17 protein-coding genes are annotated in these 16599 nt (G+C 62.8%); 16 read left to right on the top strand and 1 reads right to left on the bottom strand.

The genetic code is table 11. The features are described 5' to 3' along the window. Nucleotides 1–75: 75 nt before the first annotated feature. The 13 genes from A3840_RS10305 (at nt 76) to A3840_RS10245 (ending at nt 13469) form a co-directional block, all read left to right on the top strand. The gene (locus tag A3840_RS10305) at nt 76–3078 is read left to right on the top strand and encodes a 2-oxoglutarate dehydrogenase E1 component (protein WP_067455880.1); all 3003 of its coding nucleotides are present in this window, start codon (nt 76–78) and stop codon (nt 3076–3078) included. An 81-nt stretch (nt 3079–3159) separates the two neighbouring features. Beyond that, complete coding sequence (gene odhB, locus A3840_RS10300) at nt 3160–4428, top strand: 2-oxoglutarate dehydrogenase complex dihydrolipoyllysine-residue succinyltransferase (protein ID WP_067455877.1); 1269 nt, start codon at nt 3160–3162, stop codon at nt 4426–4428. Nucleotides 4429–4582: 154 nt separating this feature from the next. After that, the gene (locus tag A3840_RS10295; RefSeq protein WP_131798299.1) at nt 4583–5032 is read left to right on the top strand and encodes a hypothetical protein; all 450 of its coding nucleotides are present in this window, start codon (nt 4583–4585) and stop codon (nt 5030–5032) included. An 83-nt stretch (nt 5033–5115) separates the two neighbouring features. Beyond that, entirely contained in the window at nt 5116–5505 is a 390-nt protein-coding gene (locus A3840_RS10290; RefSeq protein ID WP_067455871.1) for an MAPEG family protein, read from the top strand. A gap of 99 nt (nt 5506–5604) precedes the next feature. Next, nucleotides 5605–6237, top strand: a complete 633-nt coding sequence (locus tag A3840_RS10285) for a LysE family translocator (RefSeq protein WP_067456350.1) — start codon at nt 5605–5607, stop codon at nt 6235–6237. Between the two features lie 21 nt (nt 6238–6258). Next, a complete protein-coding gene (gene lpdA / locus A3840_RS10280; RefSeq protein WP_067455870.1) occupies nt 6259–7668 on the top strand; it encodes a dihydrolipoyl dehydrogenase in 1410 nt (469 codons plus the stop codon). A 264-nt stretch (nt 7669–7932) separates the two neighbouring features. Continuing rightward, the gene (locus A3840_RS10275) at nt 7933–8913 is read left to right on the top strand and encodes a TRAP transporter substrate-binding protein (RefSeq protein ID WP_067455868.1); all 981 of its coding nucleotides are present in this window, start codon (nt 7933–7935) and stop codon (nt 8911–8913) included. 57 nt (nt 8914–8970) lie between these two features. Continuing rightward, nucleotides 8971–9495 carry a TRAP transporter small permease gene (locus A3840_RS10270; protein ID WP_067455866.1) on the top strand — a complete coding sequence of 175 codons (525 nt, stop codon included), beginning with the start codon at nt 8971–8973 and terminating at the stop codon, nt 9493–9495. Nucleotides 9496–9501: 6 nt separating this feature from the next. After that, a complete protein-coding gene (locus tag A3840_RS10265) occupies nt 9502–10782 on the top strand; it encodes a TRAP transporter large permease (protein WP_067455863.1) in 1281 nt (426 codons plus the stop codon). A 10-nt stretch (nt 10783–10792) separates the two neighbouring features. Then, nucleotides 10793–11536 carry a FadR/GntR family transcriptional regulator gene (locus A3840_RS10260; protein ID WP_067455861.1) on the top strand — a complete coding sequence of 248 codons (744 nt, stop codon included), beginning with the start codon at nt 10793–10795 and terminating at the stop codon, nt 11534–11536. A gap of 2 nt (nt 11537–11538) precedes the next feature. Continuing rightward, nucleotides 11539–12369, top strand: coding sequence for a 5-dehydro-4-deoxy-D-glucuronate isomerase (gene kduI / locus A3840_RS10255; RefSeq protein ID WP_067455858.1), 831 nt, complete (start codon nt 11539–11541; stop codon nt 12367–12369). After that, nucleotides 12369–13130 (top strand): 2-dehydro-3-deoxy-D-gluconate 5-dehydrogenase KduD, encoded by a 762-nt coding sequence (gene kduD / locus A3840_RS10250; protein WP_067455856.1) that lies wholly within the window; start codon nt 12369–12371, stop codon nt 13128–13130. Before kduI ends, kduD begins: the two co-directional genes overlap by 1 nt. Nucleotides 13131–13133: 3 nt before the next feature. Next, nucleotides 13134–13469: a cupin domain-containing protein gene (locus tag A3840_RS10245; RefSeq protein ID WP_067455849.1), complete on the top strand. Its 336-nt coding sequence runs from the start codon at nt 13134–13136 to the stop codon at nt 13467–13469. Here the strand turns inward: A3840_RS10245 and A3840_RS10240 are convergent. Then, the gene (locus A3840_RS10240; protein ID WP_067455841.1) at nt 13466–14086 is read right to left on the bottom strand and encodes a hypothetical protein; all 621 of its coding nucleotides are present in this window, start codon (nt 14084–14086) and stop codon (nt 13466–13468) included. The genes A3840_RS10245 and A3840_RS10240 overlap by 4 nt on opposite strands. A gap of 91 nt (nt 14087–14177) precedes the next feature. Here A3840_RS10240 and A3840_RS10235 point away from each other — a divergent pair, with 91 nt between their 5' ends. The 3 genes from A3840_RS10235 to uxuA are packed head-to-tail and all read left to right on the top strand — an operon-like array spanning nt 14178 to nt 16403. Next, nucleotides 14178–14795, top strand: coding sequence for a trimeric intracellular cation channel family protein (locus A3840_RS10235; RefSeq protein ID WP_067455839.1), 618 nt, complete (start codon nt 14178–14180; stop codon nt 14793–14795). After that, complete coding sequence (locus A3840_RS10230) at nt 14792–15139, top strand: DUF4326 domain-containing protein (RefSeq protein WP_067455838.1); 348 nt, start codon at nt 14792–14794, stop codon at nt 15137–15139. The genes A3840_RS10235 and A3840_RS10230 overlap by 4 nt, the downstream gene beginning before the upstream one ends. A gap of 43 nt (nt 15140–15182) precedes the next feature. Further along, nucleotides 15183–16403: a mannonate dehydratase gene (gene uxuA, locus A3840_RS10225; RefSeq protein ID WP_067455835.1), complete on the top strand. Its 1221-nt coding sequence runs from the start codon at nt 15183–15185 to the stop codon at nt 16401–16403. Nucleotides 16404–16599 lie beyond the last annotated feature (196 nt).

The following is a 16599-nucleotide window of genomic DNA, read 5'->3' as shown; positions in this document are numbered from 1 at the left end:
TGACCGCACATTCGATCGGCCGCTGGCCGGTCCGTTGAGAAGGATGGCAGGGCGCAAGGTCCTGCGACAAAAGCGATGACACGACAGGAAAAGAACGACACGTTCTTGCTGACCTCGTTCCTCTATGGGGGGAACGCCGACTACATCGAACAACTCTATTCCCGGTACAAGACCGATCCTTCCAGCGTCGATGCGACCTGGTCGAGCTTCTTTTCCAGGCTCGATGACAGCCAGGCCGAAGCGCAGAAGAATGCCGATGGCCCGAGCTGGGGCCGCAAGGACTGGCCGCAGGCCGAGGCCGGCGATCTGGTCAATGCCCTGGACGGCAATTGGGGCGAAATCGCCGTAAAGACCGAGAAGGCCACGGCCAGGAAGGCGGCTGCCGAGGGCAAGCCCGCGCCGAGCGCCGGCGACGTGCTGCAGGCGACGCGCGACAGCATCCGGGCCATCATGATGATCCGCGCCTATCGCATGCGCGGGCATCTGCATGCCGATCTCGATCCGCTCAAGCTCAAGGCCGAGGAGCCGGCGCCCGAGCTCGATCCCAAGAGCTATGGCTTCACCGAAGCCGATTTCGGCCGCAAGATCTTCATCGACAATTATCTGGGCCTTGAATACGCCACCATCCCCGAAATGCTGGCCATCCTGCAGCGGACCTATTGCGGCACGGTCGGCATCGAATTCATGCATATCTCCGATCCGGACGAGAAGCAGTGGATTCAGGAGCGCATCGAGGGGCCGGACAAGGAAATAACCTTCACCCCCGAGGGCAAGAAGGCGATCCTCAACAAGCTGGTGGAAGCCGAAGGCTTCGAGAAGTTCCTCGACGTCAAATATACCGGCACCAAGCGTTTCGGCCTTGATGGCGCGGAAGCCACCATTCCGGCGCTCGAGCAGATCATCAAGCGCGGTGGCGCCCTGGGCATCAAGGATATCGTCCTTGGCATGGCCCATCGTGGCCGCCTCAACGTGCTGACCCAGGTTCTGAGCAAGCCGCACCGCGCCCTGTTCCATGAGTTCAAGGGCGGCGCCTTCTATCCCGACGATGTCGAGGGTTCGGGCGACGTGAAGTACCACCTGGGTGCTTCCTCAGACCGCGAATTCGACAATAACCGGGTGCACCTGTCGCTCACGGCCAATCCGAGCCATCTCGAAATCGTCGATCCCGTGGTGCTGGGCAAGGCCCGCGCCAAGCAGGATTTGCACATCTCGCCCGATGGCAAGCTGGTCAATATCGACAAGGAGGGCAAGCCGGACCGATCCATGGTGCTGCCGCTGCTGATCCATGGCGACGCGGCCTTTGCCGGCCAGGGCGTCGTGGCCGAATGCTTCGGGCTTTCCGGCCTCAAGGGCCACCGCACCGGCGGCTCGATCCATTTCGTCATCAACAACCAGATCGGCTTCACCACCTCGCCGATCTATTCGCGCTCCTCGCCCTATCCCACCGATGTCGCCAAGATGATCGAGGCGCCGGTGCTGCACGTGAATGGCGACGATCCTGAAGCGGTGGTCTTCGCGGCCAAGGTCGCGGTGGAATACCGCCAGAAGTTCGGCAAGCCCGTCGTCATCGACATGTTCTGCTATCGCCGCTTCGGCCACAATGAAGGTGACGAGCCCAGCTTCACCCAGCCGCTGATGTATTCGCGCATTCGCGGCCACAAGACCACGCTGGAGCTCTATAGCGAAAAGCTGATCGGCGAAGGCCATGTCACGGCCGACGACGTCGCCAAGCTCAAGGCCGACTGGAAAGCCAAGCTGGAAGCCGAATTCGAGGCGGGGCAGGATTATCGCCCCAACAAGGCCGACTGGCTCGATGGCCAATGGAAGAGCTTCAAGCCGGCCCATGACGAGGGCCCGCGCCGCGGCGAAACCGGTGTGGCGCTCGATCGCCTGGTCGATATCGGCACCAAGCTGGCCAAGGTTCCGGCGGATTTCAATGTCCACCGGACCGTCAAGCGCTTCATGGACAATCGCCTCAGCATCATCGAAAGCGGTGAGGGGATCGACTGGGCAACCGCCGAGGCCCTGGCTTTCGGCACTCTGGTCACCGAGGGCCATCCGGTACGCCTTTCGGGGCAGGATTGCGAACGCGGCACGTTCAGCCAGCGCCATTCGGTGCTCAATGACCAGCAGGTCGAGAACAAGACCTATACGCCGCTCAACAATCTTTCGCCCGACCAGTCCCGCTACGAGGTCATCAATTCGATGCTCTCCGAGGAAGCGGTGCTCGGTTTCGAATACGGCTATTCGCTGTCCGAACCCAAGGCGCTGACCCTGTGGGAAGCCCAGTTCGGCGATTTCGTGAACGGGGCGCAGGTCGTCATCGACCAGTTCATCTCCTCGGGTGAGCGCAAGTGGTTCCGCATGTCGGGCCTGGTGATGCTGCTGCCGCATGGCTATGAAGGGCAGGGGCCGGAGCATTCCTCCGCGCGTCCCGAGCGCTTCCTCCAGCTCTGCGCCGAAGACAATATGCAGGTCGCCAACTGCACCACGCCGGCTAATTACTTCCACATCCTGCGCCGGCAGATGAAGCGCGACTTCCGCAAGCCGCTGATCCTGATGACGCCCAAGAGCCTGCTGCGCCACAAGCGCGCCGTCTCGGGCCTGGTCGAACTCGGGCCGGACAGCGTCTTCCATCGCCTGCTCTGGGACGATGCCGAGGCGCCCGGCCTGCCCAAGACCAATATCAAGCTGGCCGCCGACGAGAAGATCCGCCGCGTCGTCCTGTGCACGGGCAAGGTCTATTACGATCTGCTGGAAGACCGCGAGAAGAAGGGCATCGACGATGTCTATCTGCTGCGCGTCGAACAGCTCTACCCGTTCCCGGCCAAGGCCCTGCTGGACCTCCTGAGCCGCTTCCCGAACGCGGAAGTGGTCTGGTGCCAGGAAGAGCCGCGCAATATGGGCGCCTGGGCCTTCATCCAGCCCTATGTGGAATGGGTGCTCGACCAGATGGGGCGCAATGGCCAACGCGTGCGCTATGTGGGCCGTGCCGCTGCCGCTTCGCCGGCCACCGGCCGCATGAGCGTGCATCTGGAACAGCTCCAGGCCTTCTTGGACGATGCATTCGCCGCGTAAAGCCTTGTGACAAGACATAAAGAGCGCCACATTCGTCCTTAGGACGAAGGCGCTCTGGCCCGAAATAGAAGGACAAACTCAATGTCGACAGAAATCCGCGTGCCGACTCTGGGCGAAAGCGTCACCGAGGCGACCATCGGCCAGTGGTACAAGAAGGTGGGCGACAGCGTTGCCGCCGACGAACCCCTGGTGGAGCTCGAAACCGACAAGGTGACCATCGAAGTGCCGGCGCCGGCCGCCGGCGTGCTCGAAGCCATCGCCGCCCAGCCGGGCGACACGGTGGATGTGGGCGCGCTCTTGGGCGCCATCGCCGCCAGTTCGGGCGCTGCCGCCGCCGCGCCGCAGGCCGAGGCCAAGACCGAGACCCCGGCCAACAATGCCGCCGGTCCCGAGGAGATCAAGCCGGAGCCCGCTGCCAAGCCGGTGACCGCCACCGACCGCGCTCCCGCGCCCTCCGCGCAGAAGCTCATCAACGAGAACAATCTCGATGCCGGCAACATTGCCGGGTCGGGCAAGGCCGGTCAGGTGCTCAAGGAAGACGTGCTGGCCGCGCTCGCCAAGCCGGCTGCGGCTCCTGCCGCCAAGGCGGCCGAGGCCAAGGCTCCGGCTCCGGCGCCCGCGCCGCGCGCTCCGGTGGCCGCTGACGACGCTTCGCGCGAAGAGCGCGTGAAGATGACCCGCCTGCGCCAGACCATTGCCCGCCGCCTCAAGGACGCGCAGAACACGGCCGCCATGCTCACCACCTTCAACGAGGTGGACATGAAGCCGGTGATGGACCTGCGCAACCAGTACAAGGAGCTCTTCGAGAAGAAGCACGGCGTCAAGCTGGGCTTCATGGGCTTCTTCACCAAGGCCGTCGTGCATGCCCTCAAGGAAATCCCGGCGGTCAATGCCGAGATCGACGGCGACGACCTCATCTACAAGAACTACGCCCATATCGGCGTCGCCGTGGGCACCGACAAGGGCCTCGTCGTCCCGGTGGTGCGCAATGCCGATCAGATGTCGATTGCCGAGATCGAAAAGGAAATCGGCAATCTGGGCAAGAAGGCCCGCGATGGCGCGCTCTCCATGGCCGACATGCAGGGCGGCACCTTCACCATCTCCAATGGCGGCGTCTATGGCTCGCTCATGTCCACGCCGATCCTCAATGCTCCTCAGTCGGGCATCCTGGGCATGCACAAGATCCAGGAGCGTCCGGTCGTGGTCGGCGGCCAGATCGTCATCCGTCCGATGATGTATCTCGCCCTCAGCTACGATCATCGGATCGTCGACGGCAAGGAAGCGGTGACCTTCCTGGTCCGCGTCAAGGAAAGCCTGGAGGCGCCCGAGCGCCTGGTGCTCGACCTCTAGGTCTCGCCACTTTTCACATCTACAAGGGCTCGCTTCGGCGGGCCCTTTTTCGTGATCACCAATTGGTGTGTGTCAGCGCTAACAGTCTGTTAGCGAATTGGGTCTTTATGCGAGTGAAAGCGCGCATGCGAATGCGCTGATCGGAGAGTTTGTGTTGCGACGAAAAGTAGTTCTCGCCGCTGCCTTTATGGCCTCGGTCCTGCCGGCCCAAGCGCAGGACGATGCCACCAATACCGCCCTTATCGGCGAGCTGATGGCCTTCCACGGCTCCAAGGCCATCGTGGAGGCCATGACCACCCATTGCTATGAAACCACCGGGCTCGACAATGCCTACAAGGAGGCAGCGGCGAACTGGTATTTGCGGAATATCAGCTACTTAGACCTGGCCGACCGGGTGATCAGCCGCTTGGGCGGCGGCAGCGAGGGCCAGCAGGAGGCCGCCGAAACCTACGGCGGCAGCCAGATCATGAGCGCCTATAATCAGGCGCCGGACAAGAACGTGTTCTGCCGCGCCTTCCTCGAACAGGTCGAAGGCGGATCGCTCGACATCGACAAGCAATTGCCGGAAATCCTCAAGCGGGCCCAGGAAATCTCGGCCTCCTGACCGGTCGGAGAAAAACGTCCAGGCCATTGATCCATTTCGCGCTTTCATCCGTTCTGGACGCAGGGCAATTGCAGCGGTGAGCCATGAGCGTCGAACTCAATCTTCTGGTGTGGAGCGCCGTGCTGGCATTGGCCTATGTGCTGGTGCAATCCACCGCCTATCGGCTCGACTACGGCCTCTGGTATGCCGGGAGCCAGCGCGACAATGAACGGGTGCCGAACAAATGGACCGCGCGCGGCAATCGGGCACTGCGCAATTTCCTTGAAACCTATGGTGTTTTCATCGCCCTGGCCGTCGCCACCGAATTGTCCGGGCGCTCGGACGCCCTGACCCAATGGGGCGCGCAAATCTGGTTCTGGGCCCGCTGGGCCTATCTGCCGGCCTATTTCATCGATGTTCCACTGATGCGTTCGGGCATCTGGTTCATCTCGCTTATCGGGCTGATCCTGCTGTTCGCGGGCGTGGCGTTCTAGCAGCCTTGCCCGAAGGGCAGGGGGCTATGTCCAGCCCCGCGTTGCCCGAGGCGCGCCGCTGGTGTAACGCTTGCCGGGTCTTAACGCGCGGTGGCGACGGTGGAATTTCCCTGGCTGGAATTTGCGGGCCTGATGCTCGCCTTCGGTATCAACGCCATCATTCCCGGCGCGGATTTCGCCATGGTCCTGCGCCAATCCGTCGTCCATGGCCGTCGTGCCGCCCTGCTGACATCCGCCGGCATTGCGACGTCCATCCTTGTGCACGGCAGCTATACCCTGCTGGGCGTGGGCGTGATCGTGGGGCAGTCGCTGCTTCTGTTCAATATCCTGAAATGGGCGGGCGCCGCCTATCTGGTCTGGCTGGCCATTTCCGCCTTGCGCAGCCCGCCGCCGCAAATGCCGGACATGGATGATGACGCTGCAATCCGCAACAGCGACATGTCCGCCTTCGCCCTGGGTTTCCTGACCAATCTGCTCAATCCCAAGGCCGTTCTGTTCTTCCTGGCCCTGTTCACCTCGCTGGTTTCGGTCCGCACGGGCGGCGATGCCAAGGTGATCTATGTGGGAGCCATGAGCCTCATGCTTTTTGCCTGGTTTGCATTGGTGTCGGTTTTCTTTACGACCCCTTCGGTGCGGCAGGGCTTTTTCCGCGCCGGCCGGTGGTTTAATCGGGTTACCGGCATTACATTCCTGGCGCTGGCCGTTCGTGTCGCTCTGGCACAGCAGCGCTGATCAATTCCTCGAGGCTAGACAATGGCAGACCAATTCGACCTTACCATCATCGGCTCAGGCCCGGGCGGCTATGTCTGCGCCATCCGCGCGGCGCAATTGGGCATGAAGGTTGCCGTGGTGGAGAAATGGGCGACCCTGGGCGGCACCTGCCTCAATATCGGCTGCATTCCGTCCAAGGCCCTGCTGCATGCCTCCGAATTGTTCGAAGAGGCTGGCCATGGCTTCAAGGCGCTGGGCATCGATATCCCGGCCCCGCAGCTCAACCTGCCGCAGATGATGAACCACAAGGCCGAGACGGTAGCGTCCAATGTCGGCGGGGTGGACTATCTGTTCAAGAAGAACAAGATCACCGTGTTCCGCGGCATCGGCTCGATCCCGTCGGCCGGCAAGGTGCTGGTGACGCCGCAGAGCGGGCCCCAGACGGAAATCGCCACCAAGAATATCGTCATCGCCACCGGCTCGGTCTCCGCCAATCTGCCGGGCATCGAGATCGACGAAAAGCAGGTGGTCACCTCGACCGGGGCCCTGACCCTGGAACAGGTTCCCAATCGGCTGGTGGTCATCGGGGCCGGCGTCATCGGGCTGGAACTGGGTTCGGTCTGGATGCGCCTCGGGGCGCAGGTGACCGTGGTGGAATATCTCGACCGTATCCTGCCGGGCATGGATAGCGAGGTCGCCCGCCAGTTCCAGCGCATGCTGCAGAAGCAGGGCATGGAATTCAAGCTGTCCAGCAAGGTCGCTGGCATCGAGAAGCAGGAAGACGGCTCGCTCAAGATCAATGTCGAGCCGGCAAAGGGCGGCGAAGCCGAAGTGCTGGAGGCCGACGTGGCTCTGGTGGCGATCGGCCGCAAGCCGATGACCGAAGGGCTGGGCCTCGATATTGCCGGCGTGGCGCTGGATGAGCGCGGCCGGGTCCGGGTCGATGCGCAGTACAAGAGCTCGGTGGACGGCATCTATGCCATTGGCGACGTGATCGCCGGGCCGATGCTGGCGCACAAGGCCGAGGACGAGGGCATCGCAATTGCCGAAATCCTGGCCGGGCAGGCCGGGCATGTGAATTACGCCGCTATCCCCGCCGTGGTCTATACCAATCCGGAAGTGGCGTCCGTCGGCAAGACCGAGGACGAGCTCAAGGCCGAGGGCATCGACTACAAGATCGGCAAGTTCCCCTTCACCGCCAATGGCCGCGCCAAGGCCATGCTGGCGACCCAGGGCTTCGTCAAGATTCTCGCCGATGTGGAAACCGACCGGGTTCTGGGCGCGCATATCGTGGGCAAGAATGCCGGCGAAATGATCCATGAGCTGGTGACGCTGATGGAGTTTTCCGGCGCCTCGGAAGACCTGGCGCGCACGACGCATGCCCATCCGACGCTGTCCGAGGCCATCCGGGAAGCCGCCCTGGCCCTGGGCGATGGCGCCATCCACATCTGACATCATCCTTTCCTGCATGCATTCGCCCCCGGACTTGTTCCGGGGGTTTTTGTTTTGGCCGCCTGCCGGCGGCGGAACTAGAGCTTGAGATTCATCATACAACATACGAGTAATTGTATGTTGACTTGTCTTTTTAACTTCCATACCAGTTTTGCCCTGGATCGGGTTTCCGCCTTGGAGGGCCGATCGGCGGTGGGTCAGCTCACCGGAACGGCCTGTCAGCGGGGAGTTGCTGGCCGTTGGAGGAAAATTTGGGAGGATTTCATGTTTCATCTGCCTAAGATGGCGGCCGCCGCCGTCATTGCGTCCAGCCTGATGGTGTCGGCCGCCAGTGCCCAAACGGTGCTGCGTTCGTCCGATACCCATCCCGATGGCTATCCGACTGTCGAAGCGGTGAAGAGGTTCGGCGAATTGCTGAGCGAAAAGACCGACGGCCGGTACACGGTCGAAGTGTTCCACTCCGCCCAGCTCGGACAGGAAGCCGATACGATCGAGCAGACCCAGTTCGGCGTGATCGATCTCAACCGCATTTCGATCGGGGCCTTCGGCACCCAGGTTCCGGAAGCCACCGTCACCCAGTTGCCCTATATCTTCCGGTCCACCGAGCACTTCCACAACGTGCTCGATGGCCCGATCGGCGACGAAATCCTGGCGGCTTTCGAGGCTGTGGATGTCGTGGCCCTGACCTATTACGACGGCGGTGCCCGCTCCTTCTATAACAGCTCCAAGCCGATCAATTCGGTGGCCGACATGGAAGGTATGAAGTTCCGCGTCATGGGCTCGGATATTTTCGTGGACATGGTCGCCGCTCTGGGCGGCAATGCCACGCCGATGCCCTATGGCGAAGTCTATTCGGGTATCCAGACCGGCGTTATCGACGGCGCCGAGAACAATTATCCCAGCTTCGACACGGCCGGCCATGCCGAGGTCGCCAAGTATTACTCGCTCAACGAGCACCTGATGGTGCCCGAAGTGCTGGTGGTCTCGAAGGTGATCTGGGATGGTCTCACCCCCGAGGACCAGGCTGCCATGCGTGAAGCGGCCAAGGAATCGGTCGCATACCAGCGCGAGCTCTGGCAGGCCGCGGAACGCGAATCCAAGGCCGCAATCGAGGCGCTCGGTGTCAAAATCAACGAAGTCGATAAGGCGCCGTTCATCGAAGCGATGAAGCCGGTCTACGACAAGTATGTCACCGACCCGGCTCTGCAGGATCTGGTTGCCCGCATCCAGGCCACTGAAGGCTGATCGACCATTCCGGGCCGGTGAGAGCCGGCCCGGTTTCTCAATTCGGAGGACTTCTTCGTGAGACAATGGCTTTTGCCTGTCAGCGGCGTGCTGCGCGCCACCTCCAATGCGGCGCTCTGGCTGGCAGGCTTCGGCCTGGTGGCGATGACCGCGATCGTCGCGTTCCAGGTCTATATGCGTTTCATCGTCAATGCCTCGCCCTCCTGGACGGAAGGCGCAGCCATCATGCTGATGAGCTGGTTCGTCTTTCTGGGGGCGGCCGTGGGCGTGCGCGAGAATTTCCACATGGGATTCGACGTGCTGCTCTATGTGCTGCCGAAGGGCGCTAAGGGCGCACTGCGCGTGATCAGCGACATCGCCGTTTTCGCCTTCGCCTTCGGCATGATCTTTTACGGGGGCCAATTGGCCATTCGCGGCTGGAGCGTCAACATTCCGGTCCTGCATGTGCCGCAGACCATGACCTATCTCCCCATCGTCATTTCCGGCTTCCTGATGTGTCTTTACGCCCTCGAGCGCATTTTGCTGCGCCTTGCCGGCGAGCCCGTCGACGAGCCGCCTGCTGAACTCGTGACCGAGGCCTGATCGCCAATGGAATACTGGATTCTTTTCGGTGTCTTCACCGCCCTGATGATGGTGGGTACGCCCATCGCCTTCTGTCTCGGTATCGCAAGCTTCGCCACCATCGTCTATCTCGGCCGCCCGGCCATCGTGGTGTTCCAGCAGCTCAATTCCGGCCTTGCCGGCTTCACGCTGCTGGCCATTCCCTTCTTCATCTTCGCCGGCGACCTGATGATGCGCGGCGGAATCGCGGCGCGCATCATTTCCTTCGCCGGCGCCATCATCGGGCATGTGCGCGGGGGCCTCGGACAGGTCAACGTCGCCGCATCGACCCTGTTCGGCGGCATTTCCGGTTCGGCCGTGGCCGAAGCCGCGGCCGTGGGCGGCATCATGATCCCGCAGATGAAGGCGCGGGGCTATGGCGCCGATTATGCGGTGAACGTCACCTCGATGGCGGCCCTGATCGCCCTGCTGCTGCCGCCCAGCCACAACATGATCATCTATTCGCTGTCGGGCGGGGGGCGCATTTCCATTGCGGACCTGTTCACCGCAGGGATCATTCCGGGCCTCCTGCTGGCCGTGGCGCTGGGCATCACCGCCTATGTCGTGGCGGTGAAGCGCGGCTATCCGACCGAGCCCTTTCCCGGCTTCTACAAGGCGTTTCAATATTTCCTCGTGTCCATTCCGGGGCTCATGCTGATCGCAATCATCTTCGGCGGCGTGCGCTCGGGCGTGTTCACGGCCACGGAAAGTTCCTGCATCGCGGTTATCTACGCCCTGCTGGTGACCTTGCTTGTCTACCGGTCTCTTACCTGGAGCGAGTTCGTGCACTCGGTCCTCGGTGCGGTGCGCACGACCTCGATGGTCCTGTTCATCATCGGCGCGGCGGCCTCTTTCGGCTGGCTCATGGCCTATCTCAGGGTCGCGCCCATCCTGACCGATCTCATCTCCACGCTCACCACCGACCCGATCATGGTGCTGCTGCTGATCAACGTGTTGCTGCTGTTGCTCGGCACCTTCATGGACATGGGGCCGCTGATCATCATCACCACGCCGATTTTCCTGCCCATGGTGCAGAAATTCGGCGTCGATCCGGTGCATTTCGGCGTGATCATGATCCTCAATCTGGGCATCGGGCTGAACACGCCGCCCCTGGGGCCGGTGCAGTTCGTGGCGGCGGCCGTGGGCAAGATATCGATCTGGACGGCGATGCGCAGCGTGTGGCCGTTCTACGTGGCCGGGCTGATCGTGCTGGGGCTCGTGACCTATATCCCGGCGCTGTCGCTCTGGTTGCCGAGCCTGTTCAGGTGATGCCGTGTCCATGATCGAGGCTACTCCGCCGCCGGCCCGCAGGCCCAAACTGGCTGACATGATCGTCGATGCGCTACGCAAGCGCATCGGCGCCGGTGAAGTGGGGCCGGGCGAGAAATTGCCCACGGAAAGCCAGCTTTCCAAGCATTTCGGCGTCAGCCGCACGGTGGTCCGCGAGGCCATCGCCGCGCTGGCGGCCGATGGCATGGTGCAGCCGCGCCAGGGGGCCGGCGTTTTCGTCATGCCGCAGGCCGGTTCGGCATTCAGCAGCATTGCCGGGGAACGCTCCAACAAGATCTCGGTGGCCCTCAACGTGCTCGAAGTGCGTATCGGGATCGAAATCGAATCGGCGGGCCTGGCGGCGCAGCGGCGCTCCAGCAGCCAGGAGGCGGCGATCCACGAGGCCTGGAATGAGTTCGGACGCCTGTTGGAAAAAGGCAATCCGACGGGAAAGACCGATTTCGCCTTCCACCGCGCGGTGGCCGAAGCGACCAACAATCCCTTCTATATCGAGGTGCTGGATGCGCTGGGCAGCCGCACCATTCCCTGTGACGTCGCCTCGCCCTGGGGGACGGACAGCGTGCTGACCTACGAATACCAGGTTGGCCTTCATGCCGAGCACCGCCGCATCCTGGAGGCCATATCCGCCAGCGATGCCGACGCCGCGCGCGAGGCGATGCGCGACCACCTTTCACGCAGCCAGGACCGGTATCGCAGCCGCCTGGCCGAGAATGCCCGACCAGTTAGGACCTGAATATGAGCACCGAATTCGACATCCGCTTTGCCATCGACCCGATCAGCGCCGCGGGCATGGGCACCGGCGAATTGCGGGAGAACTTCCTGATCGACGATCTGTTCGTCGCGGGGCAGGTCCGCTGGACCTATACCCATTACGACCGCATGGCGGTGGGCGGCGCCGTGCCTGAGGCCGGCGCTTTGGTGCTCGAAACCATCAAGCCGACCGGCACGGCCAATTTCCTCGACCGGCGCGAGCTGATCGCGGTCAATATCGGCGCGGCGGGGACCATTACGGTGGATGGCGTCGACCATGCCGTCGGCCTGCGCGACATGCTCTATGTGGGCATGGGCGCCAAGGATGTGCGCTTTGCCGGCAATGGCGCGAAATATTACCTGCTGAGCGCGCCGGCCCATGCCAGCCATCCCACGACCTTGTTGCAGCAAAGCGGGGCAAAGCGGCTCGACATGGGCAGCAGCACGACGGCGAACGAGCGGTCGATCTACCAATATGTGAATGCGGACAGCGTCAAAACCTGCCAGCTCGTGGTGGGGCTCACCCAGTTCGCGCCGGGTTCGGTCTGGAACACCATGCCGGCGCATGTGCATGACCGGCGCATGGAGGCCTATCTCTATTTCGACCTGCAACCGGATGCCTTCGTGATGCACCTGATGGGCGAGCCGGACGAAACCCGGCACCTGATCGTGCGCAATGAGCAGGCCATCATTTCCCCTCCCTGGTCGATCCATAGCGGCGCCGGAACCGGGGCCTATACTTTCATATGGGCGATGGCCGGGGATAACATCGACTATACCGATGTCGAGAAGGTCGGCATGGACGAGCTGCGCTGATGGATCTCACCAGTTTCGGGCTTTCCGGCAAGACGGTCATGGTGACCGGGGCCAATACCGGCATCGGGCAGGGCATTGCCCTGTCGATCGGCCGGGCGGGTGGCAAGGTGATCGGCGTCGGCCGCTCCGGCATGGCGGAGACGGCCTCGCTGATGGCCGGACAGGGCGCGGATTTTGCGGAAGTGCGCGCCGATCTCGGTTCCACCCGGGAGGCACAGGCCATGTTCGAGGCGGCCTGGGACCAGCATGGTCCGATCGACGGGCTGGTCAACAATGCCGGCATCATCAAGCGCGTCGATGCGGTGGATTTCACCGAGGACGATTGGGATGCGGTGATGGACATCAATCTCAAGACGATGTTCTTCCTCTGCCAGTCGCTTGGGCGCAAGGCGCTGGAGGCGGGGCGGGGCGCCCGCATCGTCAATATCGCCTCGATGCTGAGCTTCCAGGGGGGCATCCGCGTGGCGAGCTATACGGCGTCCAAGAGCGGCGTGCTCGGCATCACGAGGTTGCTGGCCAATGAATGGGCGGCCCGGGGCATCAATGTGAACGCCATCGCGCCAGGCTATATCGAAACCAACAATACCGAAGCCCTGCGCAATGATCCCGATCGTTCGGCCTCCATCCTGGGGCGCATTCCGGCGGGCCGCTGGGGCGTTCCATCCGATATCGGCGATGCGGCAGTGTTCCTGCTCGCCCCCGCCTCCACTTACATGCACGGCGCCGTCATCCCGGTCGATGGCGGCTGGCTTGCGAGGTAGATCATGACCGAACAGAAGTTCTTCGCTCAACCGAACGAAACCGAATGGACCGAGCTGGCGCCCGGCAATACCCGCCGCGTGCTGATCCATACGCCGGAACTGATGCAGGTGGAGTTCGGCTTCGAGAAGGGCGCCGTCGGCGCGCCGCATAGCCACCCCCATATCCAGGTGAGCTATGTCGCCGAAGGCCGTTTCGAAGTGACCATTGACGGGGTAACCGAGATCGTCGGGCAGGGTGGCAGCTTCATCGTGCCGCCCAATCTCGTCCATGGCGTGGTGGCACTGGAAAAGGGAAGGCTGGTCGACGTGTTCACGCCGCACCGCGCCGATTTCCTTTAGTCCAACGCGGCCAGCATGGCTGCATAGGCGCTGTCATGACGTTCTTGCCAATTGTGCATTCCGGGTTTGGTGAGAACGCCACGGCGTGGCGGGATGAAACTGGATATGCGCCGTTCCGGGGCCTCGCTCCAGGCGAGGTTGAAGGCGGCGTAGCGGGGGAAGAATTCCATCTCGTCATAGGGCAGGTGGTCGTGTACCCACCAGGCCATGGCTTCCCAATCCCCGCTTGTCTCGTAATAGGGAATGAAGCGGTTGACCACGATGCAGGCGGTGGCGCCCATATGGCCGGCGGCATTTCGCCTGTCCCAGATATGACCGGCGAAATTACTTTCATTGCTGCCGCAGCTGAGCTTGTTGGCATTGCCGAAGCCGTTGACCTGGGGCGAGCGATAGGCCGAGCGCACCGAAATGCGACCGAACCTTTCCTGCAAGGGTTCGAGCAATTGGACGCAGAGTTCGGTTCCGGCGGCGATGGCCAGGTCGGGGTCATCGGGCAGGTTCCGGAAGCCATTGATGGCCGCGATTTCCGAATAGAGGAAATCACGCATGAAGAAGTTGTCGCTGAGCCGGACGCGGCCGAAATCTTCGAGGGCGCGGACGGAACGGGGCTGGCGCATAATGCTTGCCTCATCGGGTCGAGAAGGGCACATGCTGGTGGCGTAACGCGGCCGGGGCAACCCGGTTTCGACGGCTTCGAGGGAATGCGCCATGTTGTTGATAGCCTTCTACATCGCCATCGCGGCCGAAGCGATGACGGCGGCCCTTGCCGCGGGGCGGCGGAATATGGACTGGTTCGGCGTCTGCCTCATCGCCTGCGTCACCGCTTTGGGCGGGGGCACCTTGCGGGATATCCTGCTCGATCATTATCCGCTGGTCTGGGTGGAAAATCCCTATCTTCTGCTGCTGGTCTGCGGCGCGGCCCTGCTTACCATCCCGCTGGCGCGGCTGGTGGACCGGCTGAAATGGCCCTTCCTGCTGCTGGACGCATTGGGGCTGGTGGTGTTCACGGTCATCGGCTGCAATATCGGCATGGAAGCGGGGGTGCATCCGATCATCGTCATCGTGGCCGGCATGGTGACGGGGACGGCGGGCGGCATTCTGCGCGACGTGCTGTGCAACGACATTCCACTGATTTTCCGGGGCGAGCTTTACGCCACGGTGTCGATGATTACCGGGACGATCTATTTCCTCGGCCTGACCGCGGGGCTGCCCGACAATCTGATGATCCTGGCGTCCGTCATTATCGGCTTCACGCTGCGTTTCCTGGCGCTGGTCTTCAACTGGGAAATGCCCAAATTCGTCTACGACCGGGAGATGCGCAAATGAGGCCGGTACGGATTGTCTTGTCACGGCGGGCGGGCTTTGATCTGCAGGCGGTCTCCCACGCCATCAATGGCTTGCCGGCGCAATCGGTGGCCCGGCCAGGCCCCTGGGGCAATCCCTTCACCATCGCGGCAGTGATGGCCGAAACCGGGCTCGACAAGGCCGCCGCCCAGGCCGAGGCCGTGGCGCGTCACGGGCGCTGGATGAATGGGGAGATCGAGGCCGACCGGCCCCGCCCATCCCGCCAGGATATCCATGACGCGCTGGCCGGCAAGAACCTGGCCTGCTGGTGCCGGGCCGGCACGCCCTGCCATGTGGACACACTTCTCGCGCTGGCCAACGACTGAGCCGGCATCCCTTCTATCTCTCGATTTCAGACGGAGTTTCAAGTTGCGACAGACGTGGCGGTGGTTTGGCCCCAAGGACCTCACCAGCATCGACGACATCACCCAGGTAGGCGCCGTGGGCGTGGTCAGCGCCCTGCATCATGTGCCTAATGGCGTGGTGTGGACCCCGGAGGAAATCGCCAAGCGCCACCAGGAGATCGCCACGCGCAAGGACGGCACCGCATCGGGGCTGACCTGGGACGTGGTGGAAAGCCTGCCGGTGAGCGAGGATATCAAGAAGCAGAAGGGCGATTGGCGCGAGCATATCGCCAATTACAAGGTGTCCATCAAGCACCTGGCCGATAGCGGCATCGAGACCATCTGTTACAATTTCATGCCGGTGCTGGACTGGACGCGGACCGACCTGCGCTGGACCGTGGCGCATGGCGGATCGTGCATGCGGTTCGACATCAACGATTTCGCCGCCTTCGACATTCATATCCTGCAGCGCCCGGGCGCCGCGGCCGATTTCACCAATGCCATTGCCGACGAAGCCGGACGCCGCTTCGAGGCGATGGACGAGGACGACAAGAAGCAGCTGGCCCGCAATGTCACCATGGGCCTGCCGGGCTCGACCGAATCCATGACGCTGACCGACGTACAGGCGCATCTGGACGAATATGGCGCGATCAGCCGCGAGCAATTGCGGGCCCATTTCATCGATTTTCTCGAAGAGGTGGTGCCCACGGCCGAGGATCTGGGGCTGCGGCTCTGCTGTCATCCCGACGATCCGCCATTCGCGCTGCTCGGCCTGCCGCGCATCATGTCGACCGAGGAAGACTACAAGCTCATCCTCGATGCCGTGGACAGCCCGGCCAGCGGCATGACCTTCTGCACGGGCTCACTGGGCGCGCGGCCGGACAACGACCTGCCCGGCATGGTCGAGCGCTTCGGGCCGAAAATCCATTTCCTGCATCTGCGCAATGTGAAGCGGGACAATGACGACATTGCCGGCTCGTTCTACGAGGCCGAGCATCTGGGCGGGGATACCGACATGGTGGCGGTGATCGCCGCAGTGATCCGCGAGGAGCGCCGCCGCAAGGCGGAGGGCCGCAAGGATTGGCAAATCCCGATGCGCCCGGATCATGGGCAGGACATTCTCGACGATCTGGGGCGGCGCTCGCAGCCGGGCTATCCAACCATCGGCCGCATGAAGGGGCTGGCGGAATTGCGCGGCGTGATGACAGCCCTGGAGCATGCCGAATGGGGGCTGGGGGGGCGCTGAGACGCGCAAGAAGGGCCGGGCATGGCAAAGCGCCGCCCGGCCATCTGGCTTGCGGTTTCACTTTGTGCCTTCGCCTCTGCCATTCGACCATAGGTCGCATGGCCTTCTCTGCTAAAATCCTTCCACCGGAAGGATTTTGCGGCTTTGCCGCCGCCTCGAAGGCTGCGGCATGGGGCGAGCTTCGCCTCGGTGCCGG

It is taken from the genome of Devosia elaeis (assembly GCF_001650025.1).
Lineage (GTDB): Bacteria > Pseudomonadota > Alphaproteobacteria > Rhizobiales > Devosiaceae > Devosia > Devosia elaeis.
Note: the sequence above shows the minus strand (reverse complement) of the source record. Positions and strands in the feature narration are given on the sequence as shown.